This is a genomic window from Actinoplanes subglobosus (assembly GCF_042650585.1).
GTDB lineage: Bacteria > Actinomycetota > Actinomycetes > Mycobacteriales > Micromonosporaceae > Actinoplanes > Actinoplanes subglobosus.
The window spans coordinates 121,672-136,530 of the sequence record NZ_JBHSBL010000018.1 but is presented as its reverse complement, the minus strand read 5'-3'; the positions used below and the strand labels follow the sequence as shown (position 1 = coordinate 136,530).

General features: G+C 68.8%; 18 protein-coding genes. 3 read left to right on the top strand and 15 right to left on the bottom strand.

The window, feature by feature from the left end:
- Positions 1-36: 36 nt before the first annotated feature.
- Entirely contained in the window at positions 37-372 is a 336-nt protein-coding gene (locus ACFO0C_RS22555) for a hypothetical protein (protein WP_378068651.1), read from the top strand.
- Here ACFO0C_RS22555 and murA read toward each other — a convergent pair whose 3' ends face one another.
- A complete protein-coding gene (gene murA, locus ACFO0C_RS22550; RefSeq protein WP_378068650.1) occupies positions 373-1,659 on the bottom strand; it encodes a UDP-N-acetylglucosamine 1-carboxyvinyltransferase in 1,287 nt (428 codons plus the stop codon).
- 42 nt (positions 1,660-1,701) lie between these two features.
- On the opposite strand from murA, the gene ACFO0C_RS22545 reads away from it, so the two are divergent.
- Both ACFO0C_RS22545 and ACFO0C_RS22540 read left to right on the top strand, forming a co-directional pair.
- On the top strand, positions 1,702-2,280 hold the full coding sequence (locus ACFO0C_RS22545) for a cob(I)yrinic acid a,c-diamide adenosyltransferase (RefSeq protein ID WP_378068649.1): 579 nt from the start codon (positions 1,702-1,704) through the stop codon (positions 2,278-2,280).
- Entirely contained in the window at positions 2,250-2,660 is a 411-nt protein-coding gene (locus ACFO0C_RS22540) for a VOC family protein (RefSeq protein ID WP_378068648.1), read from the top strand. The genes ACFO0C_RS22545 and ACFO0C_RS22540 overlap by 31 nt, the downstream gene beginning before the upstream one ends.
- 348 nt (positions 2,661-3,008) lie before the next feature.
- On the opposite strand, the gene ACFO0C_RS22535 is transcribed toward ACFO0C_RS22540, so the two are convergent.
- The 14 genes from ACFO0C_RS22535 to ACFO0C_RS22470 all read right to left on the bottom strand — a co-directional run bounded on the left by ACFO0C_RS22535 (position 3,009) and on the right by ACFO0C_RS22470 (position 14,822).
- Positions 3,009-3,824 (bottom strand): PhzF family phenazine biosynthesis protein, encoded by an 816-nt coding sequence (locus ACFO0C_RS22535; protein ID WP_378068647.1) that lies wholly within the window; start codon positions 3,822-3,824, stop codon positions 3,009-3,011.
- A gap of 77 nt (positions 3,825-3,901) precedes the next feature.
- On the bottom strand, positions 3,902-4,369 hold the full coding sequence (locus ACFO0C_RS22530; RefSeq protein ID WP_378068646.1) for a DUF2550 domain-containing protein: 468 nt from the start codon (positions 4,367-4,369) through the stop codon (positions 3,902-3,904).
- A gap of 8 nt (positions 4,370-4,377) precedes the next feature.
- Positions 4,378-4,659 carry a F0F1 ATP synthase subunit epsilon gene (locus tag ACFO0C_RS22525; protein ID WP_093619050.1) on the bottom strand — a complete coding sequence of 94 codons (282 nt, stop codon included), beginning with the start codon at positions 4,657-4,659 and terminating at the stop codon, positions 4,378-4,380.
- Positions 4,660-4,758: 99 nt separating this feature from the next.
- The gene (locus tag ACFO0C_RS22520; protein WP_449191303.1) at positions 4,759-5,853 is read right to left on the bottom strand and encodes an LCP family protein; all 1,095 of its coding nucleotides are present in this window, start codon (positions 5,851-5,853) and stop codon (positions 4,759-4,761) included.
- A 144-nt stretch (positions 5,854-5,997) separates the two neighbouring features.
- Positions 5,998-7,440: a F0F1 ATP synthase subunit beta gene (gene atpD / locus ACFO0C_RS22515; RefSeq protein WP_378068645.1), complete on the bottom strand. Its 1,443-nt coding sequence runs from the start codon at positions 7,438-7,440 to the stop codon at positions 5,998-6,000.
- Positions 7,440-8,375, bottom strand: a complete 936-nt coding sequence (locus tag ACFO0C_RS22510) for a F0F1 ATP synthase subunit gamma (RefSeq protein ID WP_378068644.1) — start codon at positions 8,373-8,375, stop codon at positions 7,440-7,442. The genes atpD and ACFO0C_RS22510 overlap by 1 nt, the downstream gene beginning before the upstream one ends.
- A gap of 2 nt (positions 8,376-8,377) precedes the next feature.
- Positions 8,378-9,925 (bottom strand): F0F1 ATP synthase subunit alpha, encoded by a 1,548-nt coding sequence (gene atpA, locus ACFO0C_RS22505; protein WP_378068643.1) that lies wholly within the window; start codon positions 9,923-9,925, stop codon positions 8,378-8,380.
- Between the two features lie 75 nt (positions 9,926-10,000).
- On the bottom strand, positions 10,001-10,825 hold the full coding sequence (locus ACFO0C_RS22500) for a F0F1 ATP synthase subunit delta (protein WP_378068642.1): 825 nt from the start codon (positions 10,823-10,825) through the stop codon (positions 10,001-10,003).
- On the bottom strand, positions 10,825-11,370 hold the full coding sequence (locus ACFO0C_RS22495) for a F0F1 ATP synthase subunit B (protein WP_378068641.1): 546 nt from the start codon (positions 11,368-11,370) through the stop codon (positions 10,825-10,827). The genes ACFO0C_RS22500 and ACFO0C_RS22495 overlap by 1 nt, the downstream gene beginning before the upstream one ends.
- 26 nt (positions 11,371-11,396) lie before the next feature.
- Positions 11,397-11,621: a F0F1 ATP synthase subunit C gene (locus ACFO0C_RS22490; RefSeq protein WP_378068640.1), complete on the bottom strand. Its 225-nt coding sequence runs from the start codon at positions 11,619-11,621 to the stop codon at positions 11,397-11,399.
- A gap of 77 nt (positions 11,622-11,698) precedes the next feature.
- Positions 11,699-12,502 (bottom strand): F0F1 ATP synthase subunit A, encoded by an 804-nt coding sequence (gene atpB, locus ACFO0C_RS22485; RefSeq protein ID WP_378069120.1) that lies wholly within the window; start codon positions 12,500-12,502, stop codon positions 11,699-11,701.
- Positions 12,499-12,660, bottom strand: a complete 162-nt coding sequence (locus ACFO0C_RS22480; RefSeq protein WP_170167211.1) for an AtpZ/AtpI family protein — start codon at positions 12,658-12,660, stop codon at positions 12,499-12,501. The genes atpB and ACFO0C_RS22480 overlap by 4 nt, the downstream gene beginning before the upstream one ends.
- Positions 12,661-12,940: 280 nt before the next feature.
- Positions 12,941-13,372 (bottom strand): hypothetical protein, encoded by a 432-nt coding sequence (locus tag ACFO0C_RS22475; RefSeq protein ID WP_378068639.1) that lies wholly within the window; start codon positions 13,370-13,372, stop codon positions 12,941-12,943.
- Positions 13,373-13,511: 139 nt separating this feature from the next.
- Positions 13,512-14,822 carry a serine hydroxymethyltransferase gene (locus ACFO0C_RS22470; RefSeq protein ID WP_378068638.1) on the bottom strand — a complete coding sequence of 437 codons (1,311 nt, stop codon included), beginning with the start codon at positions 14,820-14,822 and terminating at the stop codon, positions 13,512-13,514.
- Positions 14,823-14,859: the final 37 nt, after the last annotated feature.

Below are 14,859 nucleotides of genomic sequence, written 5' to 3'. Positions count from 1 at the left end.
CCGGAAAACGCGCGACCACGGTGCCAGACTGTGCACATGGCCACGAGCGACGGCTGGTACCTGATCGGACCGCTGATCGCCGTCGGTCTGGTCGGCTTCCTCGGTGCCGTCTTCTGGCGCATGGGCCTGCAGCCCACCGCCGTCCCCGAAACGGCTCCCGACGGTCTGGCGATCTTCGGTGAACCCGACGACTACGGCCTGCTGTGGCCCGCCGCCGTCACCGACGAACCCGAGGTCGCCGACGAGATCCGGCGACTGCTGTCCGACGCGGGCATACGGGCCACCACGGCGATCCGGCGCGACGGCCGGGTGAGCGTGCTGGTCTTCTCCGAAGAGGTGGAGGAGGCGCGACGGCTGGTCGCGTCCCTCTGATCAGAAGTCGAATGTCGGCTCGGGAACGTCGGTCCGCTCCACCTCGACACCGAGACTCTCCAGGTCGGAGACGAAGTCCGGGTAACCCCGGTCGATGTGGTGCACCTCGCCGACCTCGGTCACCCCGTCGGCGCACAGGCCGGCGATGACCAGGCCCGCACCGGCCCGGATGTCGGTGGCCCGCACCGGCGCCCCGGACAGCCGGTCCCGCCCGTTGACGACCGCGTGGTGCCCGTCGGTCCGGATGTCCGCACCCAGGCGCACCATCTCGTTCACGAACATGAAGCGGCCGTCGAAGATGTTCTCGGTGATCAGCGACGACCCCTCGGCAACCGCGGCCAGGCCCAGCGCCATCGGCAGCAGGTCGGTCGCGAACCCGGGGTAGGGCAGCGTCACGATGTCGACGCTGCGTGGCCGCTCGTCCATCCGCACCCGGAACCGGTTGTCCCCCGGCTCGACGACGGCACCGGCGTTGACCAGCTTGTCCAGCGCGATGTCCAGGAACTCGGGCCGCACCCCGTGGACGGTCACGTCACCACGGGTCATCACCGACGCGAACGCCCAGGTGCCGCCGACGATCCGGTCGCCGATCGTCTCGTGACGGACCGGCCGCAGCGAGTCGACCCCCTCGACGATCAGGGTCGACGAACCGGCTCCCTCGATCTTCGCGCCCATCTCGGTGAGCATGTTGCAGATGTCGACGATCTCCGGCTCGCGGGCCGCGTTGTCGATCTCGGTGACGCCCTTGGCCAGCACCGCGGCCATCAGGATGTTCTCCGTGGCGCCGACACTCGGGAAGTCCAGCCAGATCTTCGCCCCGCGCAGCCCGCCGGGCGCCGACGCGATCACGAACCCGTGCTCGCCGGAGATCTCCGCGCCCATCCGGGCCAGGCCGGACACGTGCATGTCGAGCCCACGGGACCCGATCATGTCGCCGCCGGGCAGCGCCACCCGCACGTAGCCGCGCCGGGCCAGCAGCGGCCCGAGCACGCAGATCGACGCGCGCAGCCGCCGCACCAGGTCGTAGTCGGCCTCACTGCCCGGCTCGGCGGGCACGTCGATGACCGCCTCGGTGCCGTCGAGCGTGACGTCGCAGCCCAGCCGCCGGAGCACCTCGGCCATGATGGCTATGTCGGTGATCCGGGGGACGTTGGACACCACGCTGCGCCCCTCGGCCAGCAGCGCGACCGCCATCAGCTTGAGCGCCGAGTTCTTCGCGCCACCCACCGTGACGTCGCCGGCGAGGCGTGCCCCGCCCTTCACCCTGATCACATCCACGCGGGCCATCGTATGGTCCCCCGCCCACTCCCGCCTCGTAGGGTGGGGCGCATGGCTGTGCATCTCACCCGCATTTACACCCGGGCCGGCGACGCCGGACAGACCAGGCTGGTCAACAACGAGGTCGCGCCGAAGACCTCACCGCGGATCGCGGCATACGCCGACGCCGACGAGTGCAACGCCGCCCTGGGCACCGCGATCGCCCTCGGTGACCTGCCCGACGACGTCCGGCAGGTGCTCGCCACCATCCAGAACGATCTGTTCGACCTGGGTGCCGATCTGGGCAATCCGCTGAGCGACGACCCGCCCTATCCCCCGCTGCGCATCACCGAGGCCTATGTGACGAGGCTGGAGGGGTGGTGCGACGAGTTCAACGAGCGGCTGGCCCCGCTGGACAGTTTCATCCTCCCGGGCGGCACCCCGGGCGCGGCGCTGCTGCACGTGGCACGGACCGTCTCGCGCCGCGCCGAGCGCACCGCCTGGGCCCTCTACGAGCTGGAGCCGGAGACGACCAGCGTGCTGCCGCTCAAATACCTGAACCGGCTCTCCGACCTGCTGTTCATCCTGTCCCGGGTGGCCAACCCGGCCGGCGACGTCAAATGGGTGCCCGGCGGCGACCGCCAGCGATGATCCACCACATCGAACTCTGGGTGCCCGACCTGGCCGGCGCCGTCCGGCCGTGGGGCTGGCTCCTGGAGTCCCTGGGCTGGACACCGTTCCAGGAGTGGCCGGCGGGCCGCTCCTGGAAGCACGGCGGCCTCTACGTGGTCCTCGAGCAGTCCCCCGCCCTCACCGGGACCTCCCACGATCGCTGCGCACCCGGCCTCAACCACCTGGCCTTCCACGCGGGCCCGCCGTCCGCCGTCGACCGCCTCGCCGCGGAGTCCGCCGCCCACGGCTGGTCACCGCTGTTCGCCGACCGCTACCCGCACGCCGGCGGTCCGGACTGCTACGCCGCCTACCTGACGGACGCCTGGGGTTACGAGGTCGAGCTGGTCGCCGAAACCTGACCCCCTCACCGCGGGCGATCCCCTCCCGGTTCCGGTTCCCTCGTCCGCCGCGCCTCATCCGGTACGCCGTCGGCCGCCCCCGACCGCAAGCCACACCTCCCGTGGCTCCCCCGCGACGCAGGCGGCTGGTCCCGGCCTGCAGAGCGCCCTCCGGGCCGCATCCGCCCCACCAGCTCACCCCAACCCCCACCGCCCGGCGCCACTTCCAGGCCGCTGGTTCCCAAAGCTGGCTTTGGCGGCTGTCCCGACGCCCGCAAGACAGCCGCCAGGACCAGCCGGAACTTCGTGGGCTGGCTGTCACCTCTGCCTCGACGGTCGTGGGACGGCGGTGACAGCCGGCCGGAACGGTCAGGGCAGGAGACTGCCGTCGATGGTGGTGACGGCGTGGCCGCTCAGGTGGGTGCGATCGCCGTGCAGGGCGACGCGGACCAGGCCGCCCCGTGGCGACGCCTGGTAGCCGGTGAGTTCGCCCCGGCCCAGCCGCTGTGCCCAGAACGGCGTGAGAGCCGTGTGCGCGCTTCCGGTGACCGGGTCCTCGTCGACGCCCACGGCCGGGGCGAAGAAGCGGGACACGAAGTCGTAGCCGGATGCTGGGTTCTCGGCGGCCGCCGTGACGATGACACCGCGCCGGGTCAGCCGGGCGACCGTCCGCAGGTCGGGGTCGAGGCCACGGACCGTCTTCTCGTCGGCGACCTCGAACAGCAGGTCGTCGGTGTTGGGCCCGGTGTGCAGGACGGTCCGGAAGTCGATGCCGAGGGCCGCCACGAGCTCCCGGTCGGCGTCGACCGGGCTCAGTGGTGCGGTCGGGAAGTCCAGCGTGATCAGCCCGGCATCGTCGCCTGCGGCCCTCAGAACGCCGCTGAGCGTCCGGTAGCGCACCGGCCCGTCGTGGTATCCACCCCGGCTCAGCACGTGCGTGGTGGCGAGGGTGGCGTGGCCGCAGAGTGCCACCTCGACGGCCGGTGTGAACCAGCGCAGTGCCCAGTCCGCATCCGAGCCCTCGGGCAGCCGGTGGACGAAGGCGGTCTCGGCATGGTTGACCTCGGCGGCGACCCGGAGCATCCAGTCGTCGTCCGGGAAACGGTCGCCGTCGAGAACGAGCACTCCGGCGGGGTTCCCGGCGAAGGGGCGGTCGGTGAAGGCGTCGACGATTCTGATCCGCATACACCAACGCTATGAAGTCCGGCCCGGCCGCACGACGGCCAATCCGAATCACGCGGCCGTCACCCGCTGGAGGTGGGTCAGCCCTCGATCGGGCGGGGGCCGAACACCGGCCGGCCGCGGAGGCTGCCCGGGTCTCGGGGTGGGCCGGCCTCGAGCCAGGAGAGGAAGCCGGTCACCGTGGTGTCGGCCATCGCGATCTCGATGACCGAGTCGGCGGTGCGGCAGCGGAGGACCACCCAGTGGCCCGGCATGGTGAGGCGCTCGGGCCCGGCCGGCAGACGCCGCTCCTCCACCGTGAGGGTCCGCCGGTCGAGAACCCGCTTGGGCCGGATCGCCAGGCTGAACATGCGGTGGAAGCGGAGCTCGTCACCGACGAACTGGCCGAGGCCGGGCGACCAACCGCGACCGGGCACGATCGTGTTGATGTGCACCTGGAGGCGAATGGTTCCGCCGCCGGTCATCAGCAACCGGCGGCGGAAGAAGATCGCGAAGAAGAATGCGAGCAGCGCGACGACGCAGATTCCGGCGACTTCCAGAATCCGCATCGCCGGTGTCAGTGGGACTCGGGCGTGGCGGGCGTCGCGCTCTCGGCGAGAACGGTCACGCCGTTGGCGTCGATCGAGAGGAACCCACCGGCGACGTCGTAGGTCAGCTGGTCGCCCCCGGCGAGCTTGACCCGCACCTGGGACGGCTCCTTGAGCAGACCGAGCAGCGGCGCGTGGCCCGGGAGGACACCGATCTCACCCTCGGTGGTGCGCGCGACGAGCATCTCGGCCTCTCCGACCCAGACCTTCTCCTCGACCGCGACGACCTCGACGTGCAGCTGGTTGGCCACGCTGTGTTCCCCTCAGGTGCTACGGATCCCTCAGATGCTACGAACCGAACGGGTGAAGTCTAGTCGGCGGCCCACGCCGACGTGGTACGGGGTACCGCCTCAGCTCTCCCTGGCCACGTAGGCCGGGTTGTCGAGCAGGAAAGCGGCGACCCGATCCTCCGCGACGGCCTGGAAGAACCGGGAGGTCGAGGGATCCAGTTGTTCGCCTAGGTAGGCGCCGTTGGAGAACAGGCCACCGCCGGGGAGTTTGACGAGCGTCATGTCGCTGGTGTTGATCCCGCGCAGCGCGAGAGCCCAGTCGATCACGCTGCTGCCGCCGCCGTCGAAGGTGAGCGAGTCACCGGCGGCGTCGAGGACGGCGAGCAGCTTGGCCGGGTCGGTCACCACGTCCCGGCTCATCGCCTGCTCGGCCATGGCCTTGATGAACTGCTGCTGGTGCCGCTGCCGGTCGTAGTCGCCGTTGGGCAGGCCGTACCGCTGGCGCACGTAGTCGAGGGCCTCCCATGCCTGGAGGTGGTAGGTGCCCTTCTCGTAGACCTTCTGCGGACCGACATACGGATGATCGCACCCGCCGTTGACACAGGCGGCGCTCTTGGGCCGGGCCTTGCCGTTCGGCTGGAGGTGCTCGGACCGCACGTTCTGGTCGATCGTCATGGTGACGCCGCCCATGGCCTCGACGATCCTCTTGAACCCGCCGAAGTTGATGATCGCTCCGGCGTCGAAGTTGCGGATGCCGGTGAACGCGGTGACCGTCCGGGCGAGCAACTGGAAGCCCTGCTCGACGTCGTGCGTACCGTCACCGACCTCGCTCCCGAACGACATCGCCGAGTTGATCTTCGCGGTGCCGCCGCCGAAGCCGGTCCTGGCGAAGGCCGGGATCTGCACATACAGGTCGCGGGGGATGGAGAAGAGGTAGACCTGGTCCATCGTCGCCGGCACGTGGGCCACGATGATCGAGTCGGAGCGCGGGGCCTGCGAGTCGTCGCGCGGGTCGATGCCGGCCAGCAGGATGTTGAGCGGGCCCCTGATCTCCGAGTCGCCCCGGACAGCACCGGACGCGGGGTCGCCGATCAGGCTGCCGCCCGCGTCGACCGACCCGGTGTATCGCGCGATGAGGGCCTGACCGGTGACCAGCACACCGCCGCTGCTGACCATGAGCACGCACCCGAAGGCGGCACAGAGCCGCGCCCACATGGGCGCACGGCGGCGCTTCCTCGACTGTGGCACGGGGCAAGCATACCTGCGTTGACCTGCACGAATGCTGTGGAAGGGGTACCCGGGAACGCGAAAGCCGCGCCGGTATCCACCGGCGCGGCTCCCTGAAAGACCGACGTATCGTCAGCCCTTCATCAGCTCGTGCGCGTTCTTCTCGAGGTCCTCGAGGCCACCGCACATGAAGAAGGCCTGCTCCGGGAAGTTGTCGTACTCACCCTCGGCGATCTTCTTGAACGCCTCGATGGTCTCCTTCAGCGGGACCGTCGAGCCGGGGACGCCGGTGAACTGCTCCGCCGCGTAGGTGTTCTGCGACAGGAACCGCTCGATGCGGCGCGCGCGCTGCACCGTGACCTTGTCCTCCTCGGAGAGCTCGTCCATACCGAGGATGGCGATGATGTCCTGGAGGTCCTTGTACTTCTGCAGGATCCGCTGGACCTCACGGGCCACCGTGTAGTGCTCGGCGCCGACGAACTCCGGCGCCAGGATCCGCGAGCTGGAGGCCAGCGGGTCCACGGCCGGGTAGATGCCCTTGTCGGAGATCGACCGCTCGAGGTTCGTGGTCGCGTCCAGGTGGGCGAAGGTGGTGGCCGGCGCCGGGTCGGTGTAGTCGTCGGCGGGCACGTAGATCGCCTGCAGCGAAGTGATCGCCTTGCCCCGGACCGAGGTGATGCGCTCCTGGAGCTCACCCATCTCGTCGGCCAGCGTGGGCTGGTAACCCACGGCGGACGGCATACGACCGAGCAGGGTGGAGACCTCGGAACCGGCCTGGGTGAACCGGAAGATGTTGTCGATGAAGAGCAGCACCTCCTGGTTCTGGACGTCCCGGAAGTACTCCGCCATGGTCAGAGCGGTCAGGGCGACCCGCAGACGGGTGCCCGGCGGCTCGTCCATCTGGCCGAAGACCAGCGCGGTCTTGTCCAGAACGCCACCCTCGTCCATTTCCAGGATGAGGTCGTTGCCCTCACGGGTGCGCTCGCCGACGCCGGCGAACACCGAGGTGCCACCGAAGTTACGGGCAACCCGGATGATCATCTCCTGGATGAGCACCGTCTTGCCCACGCCGGCACCGCCGAACAGGCCGATCTTGCCACCACGCACGTACGGCGCGAGCAGGTCGAGCACCTTGATGCCGGTCTCCAGCATCTCGGTCTTCGGCTCGAGGTCCGCGAACGCCGGGGGCTTGCGGTGGATCGCCCAGCGCTCCTGGATGTCCAGCGTCGACGGGTCGACGTTGAGCACCTCGCCGAGGGCGTTGAACACGTGACCCTTGGTCACGTCACCGACGGGCACCGAGATCGGAGCGCCGGTGTCGGTGACACCGGCGCCACGGATCAGGCCGTCGGTCGGCTGCATCGAGATGGCGCGGAGCAGGTTGCCGCCCAGGTGCTGGGCGACCTCCATGGTCAGCGTCTTGGTGCCCTCGGAGAGGGTGACGTCGACCTTCAGCGCGTTGAAGATCGCGGGCATGGCGTCACGGGGAAACTCGACGTCGACGACCGGGCCGATGACCCGGACGACGCGGCCGACAGCGGTCTCCGCCTTGGTGGGCTCAGCTACAGCAGTCATCACACATCACTTCCCGCCTCGGCCAGCGCGTTGGCGCCGCCGACGATCTCACTGATTTCCTGGGTGATCGCAGCCTGCCGCGCGGAGTTCATCTCGCGCGTGTACCGCTTGAGAAGGTCGTCGGCGTTGTCCGACGCGCTCTTCATCGCCCGCCGGCGCGAGGCCGACTCGCTGGCCGCCGAGTCCAGCAACGCCGCGTAGATCCGCGTGTTGAGGTACTTCGGCAGCAGCGCGTCGAGCAACTCGTCGGCGTCCGGCTCGAACTCGTACGCCGCCTTGAGCTCGGAGGACTTCTCCTCCTGCGACTCCTCGACCTGAACCGGGGCGAGCGGCTTCGCGTTGGCGTTCTGCGTCATCAGGGACTTGAACTCGGTGCTCACGATGTGGAGCTCGTCCACACCCGCGATGCCCTCGGGCCCGAAGGTCCCCTCGGTCGCCGAGCCGGCCTGGAAGCCCTCGATCAGCCCGTCGCCGATGCGCTTGGCGTCGGCGAACGACGGGCGCTCGGAGAAACCGGTCCAGCTCGCGGCCACCGGCCGGTTGCGGAACGTGTAGTACCCGTAGCCCTTGCGGCCCACGATGTACAGCGCCACCTCCTTGCCCTCCGACTTCAGCTGAGCGATCAGCTGCTCGGCGGTACGGATGGCGTTGGCGTTGTAGGCGCCGGCCAGGCCCCGGTCACTGGTGATCAGTAGGACCCCCGCCCGCTGAACGCGCTCACGCGCGGTCAGCAGCGGGTTGTCGACCGAGGCGTTCGACGCGAGAGCGCCGAGCACCTTGGTGATCGCCAGCGAGTACGGCCGGGAGGCGTTGACCCGTTCCTGGGCCTTCGCGATCCGGCTGGTGGCGACCAGCTCCTGCGCCTTGGTGATCTTCTTGGTCGACTTGACGGTGCGGATGCGCCGACGCAGCGCCGATACCTGACCGGCGGCCATGCCTAGCTACCGCCCTGGAACGACTTCTTGAACTCGACGACGCCCGACTTCAGGCTCTCGATGTTGTCGTCGCTCAGCAGGTTCGTCGACTCGATCGCGGTGTACGTGTCGCTGTTGTGCTGCTTGAACCACTGCAGGAACTCCTGCTCGAAGCGGCGCACGTCACCGACGGCGATGTCGTCGAGCTGACCCGTGGTGCCGGCCCAGATCACGATGACCTGGTCGACGGTCGAGTACGGCGAGTACTGCGGCTGCTTCAGCAGCTCGACCAGGCGGACGCCCTTCTCGAGCTGGGCACGCGACGCGCGGTCCAGGTCGGAGGCGAAGGCCGAGAAGGCCTCCAGCTCACGGAACTGGGCCAGGTCGAGACGGAGGCGGCCGGAGACCGTACGCATCGCCTTGACCTGCGCCGAACCACCGACGCGGGACACCGAGGTGCCGACGTTGATGGCGGGACGCACACCCGAGGCGAACAGGTCGGTCTCGAGGAAGATCTGACCGTCGGTGATCGAGATCACGTTGGTCGGGATGAAGGCCGAGATGTCGTTGGCCTTGGTCTCGATGATCGGCAGGCCGGTCATCGAGCCGCCACCCAGCTCGTTGGAGAGCTTGGCGCAACGCTCCAGCAGGCGGGAGTGCAGGTAGAAGACGTCACCCGGGTACGCCTCACGGCCCGGCGGGCGGCGCAGCAACAGCGACACGGCGCGGTAGGCCTCGGCCTGCTTCGTCAGGTCGTCGAAGACGATCAGGACGTGCTTGCCGTTGTACATCCAGTGCTGTCCGATGGACGAGCCGGTGTACGGGGCGATGTACTTGAAGCCGGCCGGGTCGGACGCCGGCGCCGACACGATGGTCGTGTACTGCAGCGCGCCCTGAGCCTCCAGGGTGCCCCGGATGCTCGCGACGGTCGAGGCCTTCTGGCCGATCGCCACGTAGATGCAGCGGACCTGCTTCTCCGGGTCGCCGGAGTCCCAGTTCGCCTTCTGGTTGATGATCGTGTCGATCGCGACCGTGGTCTTACCGGTCTTGCGGTCGCCGATGATCAGCTGGCGCTGGCCACGGCCGATCGGCGTCATGGCGTCGATCGCCTTGATGCCGGTCTGCAGCGGCTGCTTCACCGGCTGCCGGGCCATCACGTTCGGCGCCTGCAGCTCCAGCTCGCGGAAGCCTTCGTTCGGGATCTCACCGAGACCGTCGATCGGCTTGCCCAGGGCGTCGACCACGCGGCCCAGGAAGGCGTCGCCCACCGGGACCGAGAGGACGCGGCCGGTGCGCTTGACCGGCTGGCCCTCCTCGATGTTCGCGTAGTCGCCCAGGATCACGGCGCCGATCTCACGGACGTCGAGGTTCGACGCGACGCCCAGGGTGCCGTCGGCGAACTCGAGCAGCTCGTTCGCCATCACCGAGGGGAGACCCTCGACGTGCGCGATGCCGTCGCCTGCGTCGGAGACGACGCCCACCTCTTCACGGGTGAGGTCGCTCGTGGCGGACGAGACGTAGCGCTCTAGCGCCCCCCGGATCTCGTCCGAGGAGATGGTCAGCTCGGCCATCCTCTGCCTTCTCTGTCTAGCTCGGGACGTCACCGCCGCCGAGGGGGCTTCTCGATGGGAATCGAGGGGAAAAAGCTACTTGGCGAACGCCTGCTTGGCTGCGTTCAGCTTGCGCAGGACCGTGCCGTCGTAAAGGTCGGAACCGACCCGGACGCTGACACCACCGAGAACGCCGGGCACGACGTCCACCTTCAGCGACACGTCGCGGCCGTACACCCCCGACAGCTTCGTGGCCAGGGCCTGCTCCTCGGCGTCGGTGAGCGGCTTGGCCACCGTCACATACGCCACCTCACGGTCGCGCTTGGCGGCGGTCGCCTCGACCAGCCGGGTGAGCGAGGCCTCGAAGCCACGGCCACCGAAGCCGGTCAGCGCCACCTCGACAAGACGAACGGTGACGACGTGGGCCTTGCCCTTGAGCAAGTCCTCCACCAGCTTAACCCGGCCCCCGAGGGGGGCGTTCGCGTCGCTGAGGGCGCTGGTCAGCGCGGTGTCGCCGGCGACGATCTGGCCGAACCGGAACAGTTCGTCCTCGACGTCGGCGAGCTTGCCGTCACGCTCCGCCGAAGCGAGGAGCGCGTCGACACCCAGGTGCTCGGTCGCGTCCAGCAGCTGGCCCGGACGGGCGAACCGACCGGCCACCAGCGTGCCCACCGTGTCGACGGTGGGCTTGGAGACCTTGCCGGTCAGCAGCGACTCGATCAGCCCGGAACGGTCCGAACCGGGCCGGGACGGGTCGGTCAACGCCCGGCGCAGGCGCAGGTCGGACCGCAGCAGGCCGGCCACCGACAGGATCTCGTCGGCGACCGTCACCAGCTGCGGAGCCGTGATCGACGCGGTCTCGGCGGCCAGCCGGTCCGACGCCTCGCCGTAGGCCTCGCGGCTTACGCTCGGGGACGTCATCAGCGCTGTCCCGCCGTGTCGAGGTCGGCGATGAACCGCTCGACGGTGCCACGGGTGCGGGCCTCGTCAGCGAGAGCCTCGCCGACGATCTTGCTGGCCAGGTCGACCGCAAGCGTGCCGACCTCGGACCGGAGCTCCCGGACGATGGCCTCACGCTGGGCGGACAGCTGCTCGTTGCCGGCCGCGATGATGCGGTCCGACTCCTCGCGAGCCTTGGCCAGCACGTCCTGACGGATGCCCTCGGCGTCGGCCCGGGCCTCGTCGCGGATGCGAGCGGCCTCGGTCCGGGCCTCGGCGAGCTGCGCCTTGTACTGCTCGAGCAGCTGGTTCGCCTCGGCCTGAGCGGTCTCGGCCTTCTTCAGGCCGCCCTCGATGGCATCCACCCGAGCCTGGAACGTCTTCTCCATCTGCGGGAAGACGAACTTCATCAGCACGAAGCAGAGCACCGCGAAGGCGACCGAGCCGATCACGATCTCTTCCCAGATGGGAACGATCGGGTTGTGCCCGGCCTCTTCCGTGGCCGCGGCCAGGTAAAGGTCGATCATGGGAACCTCCTAGTCGAGGTCGAAGATCATCCGGCCCAGATGAAGCCGAACGCGATGCCCAGCAGCGCGAGCGCCTCGATCACGGCGAAGCCGATCCAGACGAACGGCAGGGTCAGGCGGGACGACTCGGGCTGACGCGCCGTGGCCTGGATGTAAGCCGAGAAAACAAGGCCGACGCCGACGCCGGGGCCGATGGCGGCGAGGCCGTAACCGATGGCGGCGGTGCTACCGACAACTTCGGCGACAATCATTCTCTGTTCCTCCTGGTATCTCGCGTGGCTGTCACGCGGGACGACAAACGGGGTGTTGCTAGGAGATCGGGAACTGCTCAGTGCTCGTCGGCGAGCGAACCCTGGACGTAGCTCGCGGTCAGCACCGTGAAGACGTAGGCCTGCAGGCAGATCACCATGAACTCGAGGAAGGTGATCGCGATGGTCAGCACCCACGACAGCACGGAGACCGGCGCCAGGAAGACGTTCGCGTTGATCATCGCGAATCCGCCGAGCGTGAACACCAGCAGCAGCATGTGGCCCGCGAACATGTTGGCGAAGAGACGAACCGCCAGCGAGAACGGCCGGACCAGGAAGTTCGAGAAGATCTCGATCGGGATCAGCAGCGGCAGGATGCCGACCGGAGCGTTCGGCTTCACGGCGTGCACGAAGTACGCCAGGCCGTGCTTCTTGATACCGACCCAGATGAACATCACGTAGCTGACCACCGCGAGGACCGCGGGGAAAGCGATGTGCGACATCGGCGAGATCTGCACGAACGGCAGGATGCCGAAGAAGTTGTTGACCAGAATGAACATGAAGAGCGTCGTCAGGTACGGCGCGAAGCGCACGCCCTGCGGCCCGATCATGTCGACCGCCACGTTGTTCCGCACGAAGCCGTAGATGCTCTCGGCGATCCACTGCTTCTTCGTCGGCACCAGCTGGGGTTTCCGGTACGACGTCAGGAAGAAGATGATGATCGCCGCGACCGCCACCCAGACCAGCACCGTGATCTTGGTGAACCAATAGCTCTCGTGTTGGTTCCACGGCAGGATGCTGGGCAGGTAGAAGTCCTCGACGCTGGGCGGGAACGCCGCCGCGAGGACCGTCGACTGACTGATCACCTTGGCCCTTCCTGTCAGGCGCCGAGACGGCGCACGATGAGGTACACACCACCGGCGACCCCGAGGATCGCGCCGATTCCGGCGAAGATGCCCTTGGTTCCGACGAAGTGGTCGACAAGCCAGCCGATCCCACCCCAGGACAGAATGCCCGCGATGAGATACGACAGTGCGGTCATGCCCGCACCTGAGTCAGGAGGCGGGTTTGAACCGTCGTCACCGCGGGATTCGGGGGGAGGTTTCTGGCCGGTCATGACGGCCCGAACGATATCAGCAGGAAACACGAAGCTAAGCGGGACCCCCCGCACAACCGTAGTTGTCCAGGCGTCAGGGGTCTCGCAACTGACTGGACACGGTACTCCTGTCGCGCCAAATCGGAACACAGCACGAGCGAGGAGGTCACCGGATAGTGGTGACTTGCCCGGTTCTCACATCGCTGACCAGCGAAAATGAGGTGCCCTAGATCACTTTCCGCATGACTCGCCGGTGCACCCACCAGGCCTGGACACCGGTCCAGACCACCACGCCGGCGACGATGCCCCAGCCGAGAGCGGTCCACCCCGGCCAGTCGATGTTGACGCCGTACGCGAGGACGACTCCCAACAACGAATATTTCACCACATAAGTGAGCATGCCGAGCGGCATCAGCAAAGCTGGGCGGACCGTGTCGGCCCAGGCGATGACCAGGGTGGACATCGTGAAACTGACGGTAACGATCAGCACGCCGGCCGCCGCGCCCAGAGCGGCGTCGGGCCCGCCCGCGAAGAAGCCCGCCGAGCCGGCGAAGAGCAGCAGCGCCGTGGAGACCGCGGAGAGCAACGGCAGATGCTCGATCCGCCAGGCCGGATCCGCCGGCGGGGCCGGTCGTTCCTCGGTCGGCACCTGACTCACCACAACCCCCTGAAGAGACGACCCGCAGCGCGCCACGCTATCACCGCACCGGGATCACTCCGTGAATCAATCCACCGCCGGTTAAGGCTCGTTAAGGTGCCGTTCCCGGAAATCCTCCCGGGAATTCGCCGCGTCCGATTCAGTGCGCGAACGCGGAATCCACCGGCAATTCCGTGTCGTACGGATAGGGCGGGAAGCCGCCGACCATCTCGGAGACCTCACCGGCCACCTCGGCGAGCACCCGCTCCCCCGCCGCGGTGTCCGCCCCGTCACGCACCACCCGGCCGATCAGCCCGGCGATCCGGCGCATCTCGCCCTCGCGCATCCCCTGCGAGGTGACGCTGGGGGTGCCGACCCGGACGCCCGAGGCCACGGCGGGACGCTCCGGGTCGTACGGCACCGGGTTCTTGTTGAGGGCGATGCCCGCCCGCGCGCAACGCGCCTCGGCCTCCCGGCCGGTCACGCCCACCTCGCGCAGATCGAGCACCGCGAGATGGTTGTCGGTGCCGCCGGTGACCGGGCGCAGGCCCTCGGCGGTGAGCCCGGCGGCGAGCGCCCGCGCGTTGCGCACCGTCTGGTTGGCGTAACCCCGGAAGGACGGCGTGCCGGCCTCGCGGAAGGCGACCGCCTTCGCCGCGATGGCGTGCATCATCGGCCCGCCCTGGGCGAACGGGAAGACCGCCTTGTCGATCCGCTGGGCCAGCTCGGACCGGCAGATGATCATGCCGCCGCGGGGGCCGCGCAGCGCCTTGTGCGTGGTGCCGGTGACCACGTCGGCATAGGGCACCGGCGACGGGACGGCACGTCCGGCCACCAGGCCGATGAAGTGCGCCGCGTCGACCATCAGGTAGGCGCCCACCTCGTCGGCGATCTCGCGGAACCGGACGAAGTCGATCAGCCGGGGGTACGAGGTCGCGCCGCAGATGATCAGTTTCGGCCGGTGGGCGAGGGCGAGGTCGCGCACCTCGTCGTAGTCGATCAGCTCGGTGTCCGGGGTGACCCGGTAGGCGATCGGGTGGAACCACTTGCCGGAGAAGTTGGCCCGGGAGCCGTGGGTGAGGTGACCGCCGTGCGGCAGCCCCATCGCCAGCACCACGTCACCGGGCTCCGCCAGCGCGGCGTAGGCGGCCAGGTTGGCGCATGCCCCCGAATGCGGCTGCACGTTGACGTGCTCCGCGGCGAACAGGTCCTCGGCGCGCTCGACGGCCAGCGCCTCGGCCCGGTCCACGTGCGCGCACCCGCCGTAGTAACGCTGCCCCGGATAACCCTCGGCGTACTTGTTGGCCAGGGTCGACCCGAGTGCCGCCAGGACCGCCGGCGAGGTGAAACTCTCGCTCGCGATCAGCTGGAGCGTGTCCCGCTGACGTGCCACCTCATCGACCAGCACAGCCGCGATCTCCGGATCCTCGCGTTCCAGCATCGCGAAGTCCGGCCCCCAGAAGGTGCCCACGCTGGCCTCCCGAGATCGAGGAGCCTTCCGGTTTCCG

Bases quoted from the DNA above. Each gene is read 5' to 3' on its own strand.
- ACFO0C_RS22555 (WP_378068651.1), top strand. From the start codon at position 37: ATGGCCACGAGCGACGGCTGGTACCTGATCGGACCGCTGATCGCCGTC.
- murA (WP_378068650.1), bottom strand. From the start codon at position 1,659: ATGGCCCGCGTGGATGTGATCAGGGTGAAGGGCGGGGCACGCCTCGCC.
- ACFO0C_RS22545 (WP_378068649.1), top strand. From the start codon at position 1,702: ATGGCTGTGCATCTCACCCGCATTTACACCCGGGCCGGCGACGCCGGA.
- ACFO0C_RS22540 (WP_378068648.1), top strand. From the start codon at position 2,250: ATGGGTGCCCGGCGGCGACCGCCAGCGATGATCCACCACATCGAACTC.
- ACFO0C_RS22535 (WP_378068647.1), bottom strand. From the start codon at position 3,824: ATGCGGATCAGAATCGTCGACGCCTTCACCGACCGCCCCTTCGCCGGG.
- ACFO0C_RS22530 (WP_378068646.1), bottom strand. From the start codon at position 4,369: ATGCGGATTCTGGAAGTCGCCGGAATCTGCGTCGTCGCGCTGCTCGCA.
- ACFO0C_RS22520 (WP_449191303.1), bottom strand. From the start codon at position 5,853: ATGTGGGCGCGGCTCTGTGCCGCCTTCGGGTGCGTGCTCATGGTCAGC.
- atpD (WP_378068645.1), bottom strand. From the start codon at position 7,440: ATGACTGCTGTAGCTGAGCCCACCAAGGCGGAGACCGCTGTCGGCCGC.
- ACFO0C_RS22510 (WP_378068644.1), bottom strand. From the start codon at position 8,375: ATGGCCGCCGGTCAGGTATCGGCGCTGCGTCGGCGCATCCGCACCGTC.
- atpA (WP_378068643.1), bottom strand. From the start codon at position 9,925: ATGGCCGAGCTGACCATCTCCTCGGACGAGATCCGGGGGGCGCTAGAG.
- ACFO0C_RS22500 (WP_378068642.1), bottom strand. From the start codon at position 10,825: ATGACGTCCCCGAGCGTAAGCCGCGAGGCCTACGGCGAGGCGTCGGAC.
- ACFO0C_RS22495 (WP_378068641.1), bottom strand. From the start codon at position 11,370: ATGATCGACCTTTACCTGGCCGCGGCCACGGAAGAGGCCGGGCACAAC.
- ACFO0C_RS22490 (WP_378068640.1), bottom strand. From the start codon at position 11,621: ATGATTGTCGCCGAAGTTGTCGGTAGCACCGCCGCCATCGGTTACGGC.
- ACFO0C_RS22480 (WP_170167211.1), bottom strand. From the start codon at position 12,660: ATGACCGCACTGTCGTATCTCATCGCGGGCATTCTGTCCTGGGGTGGG.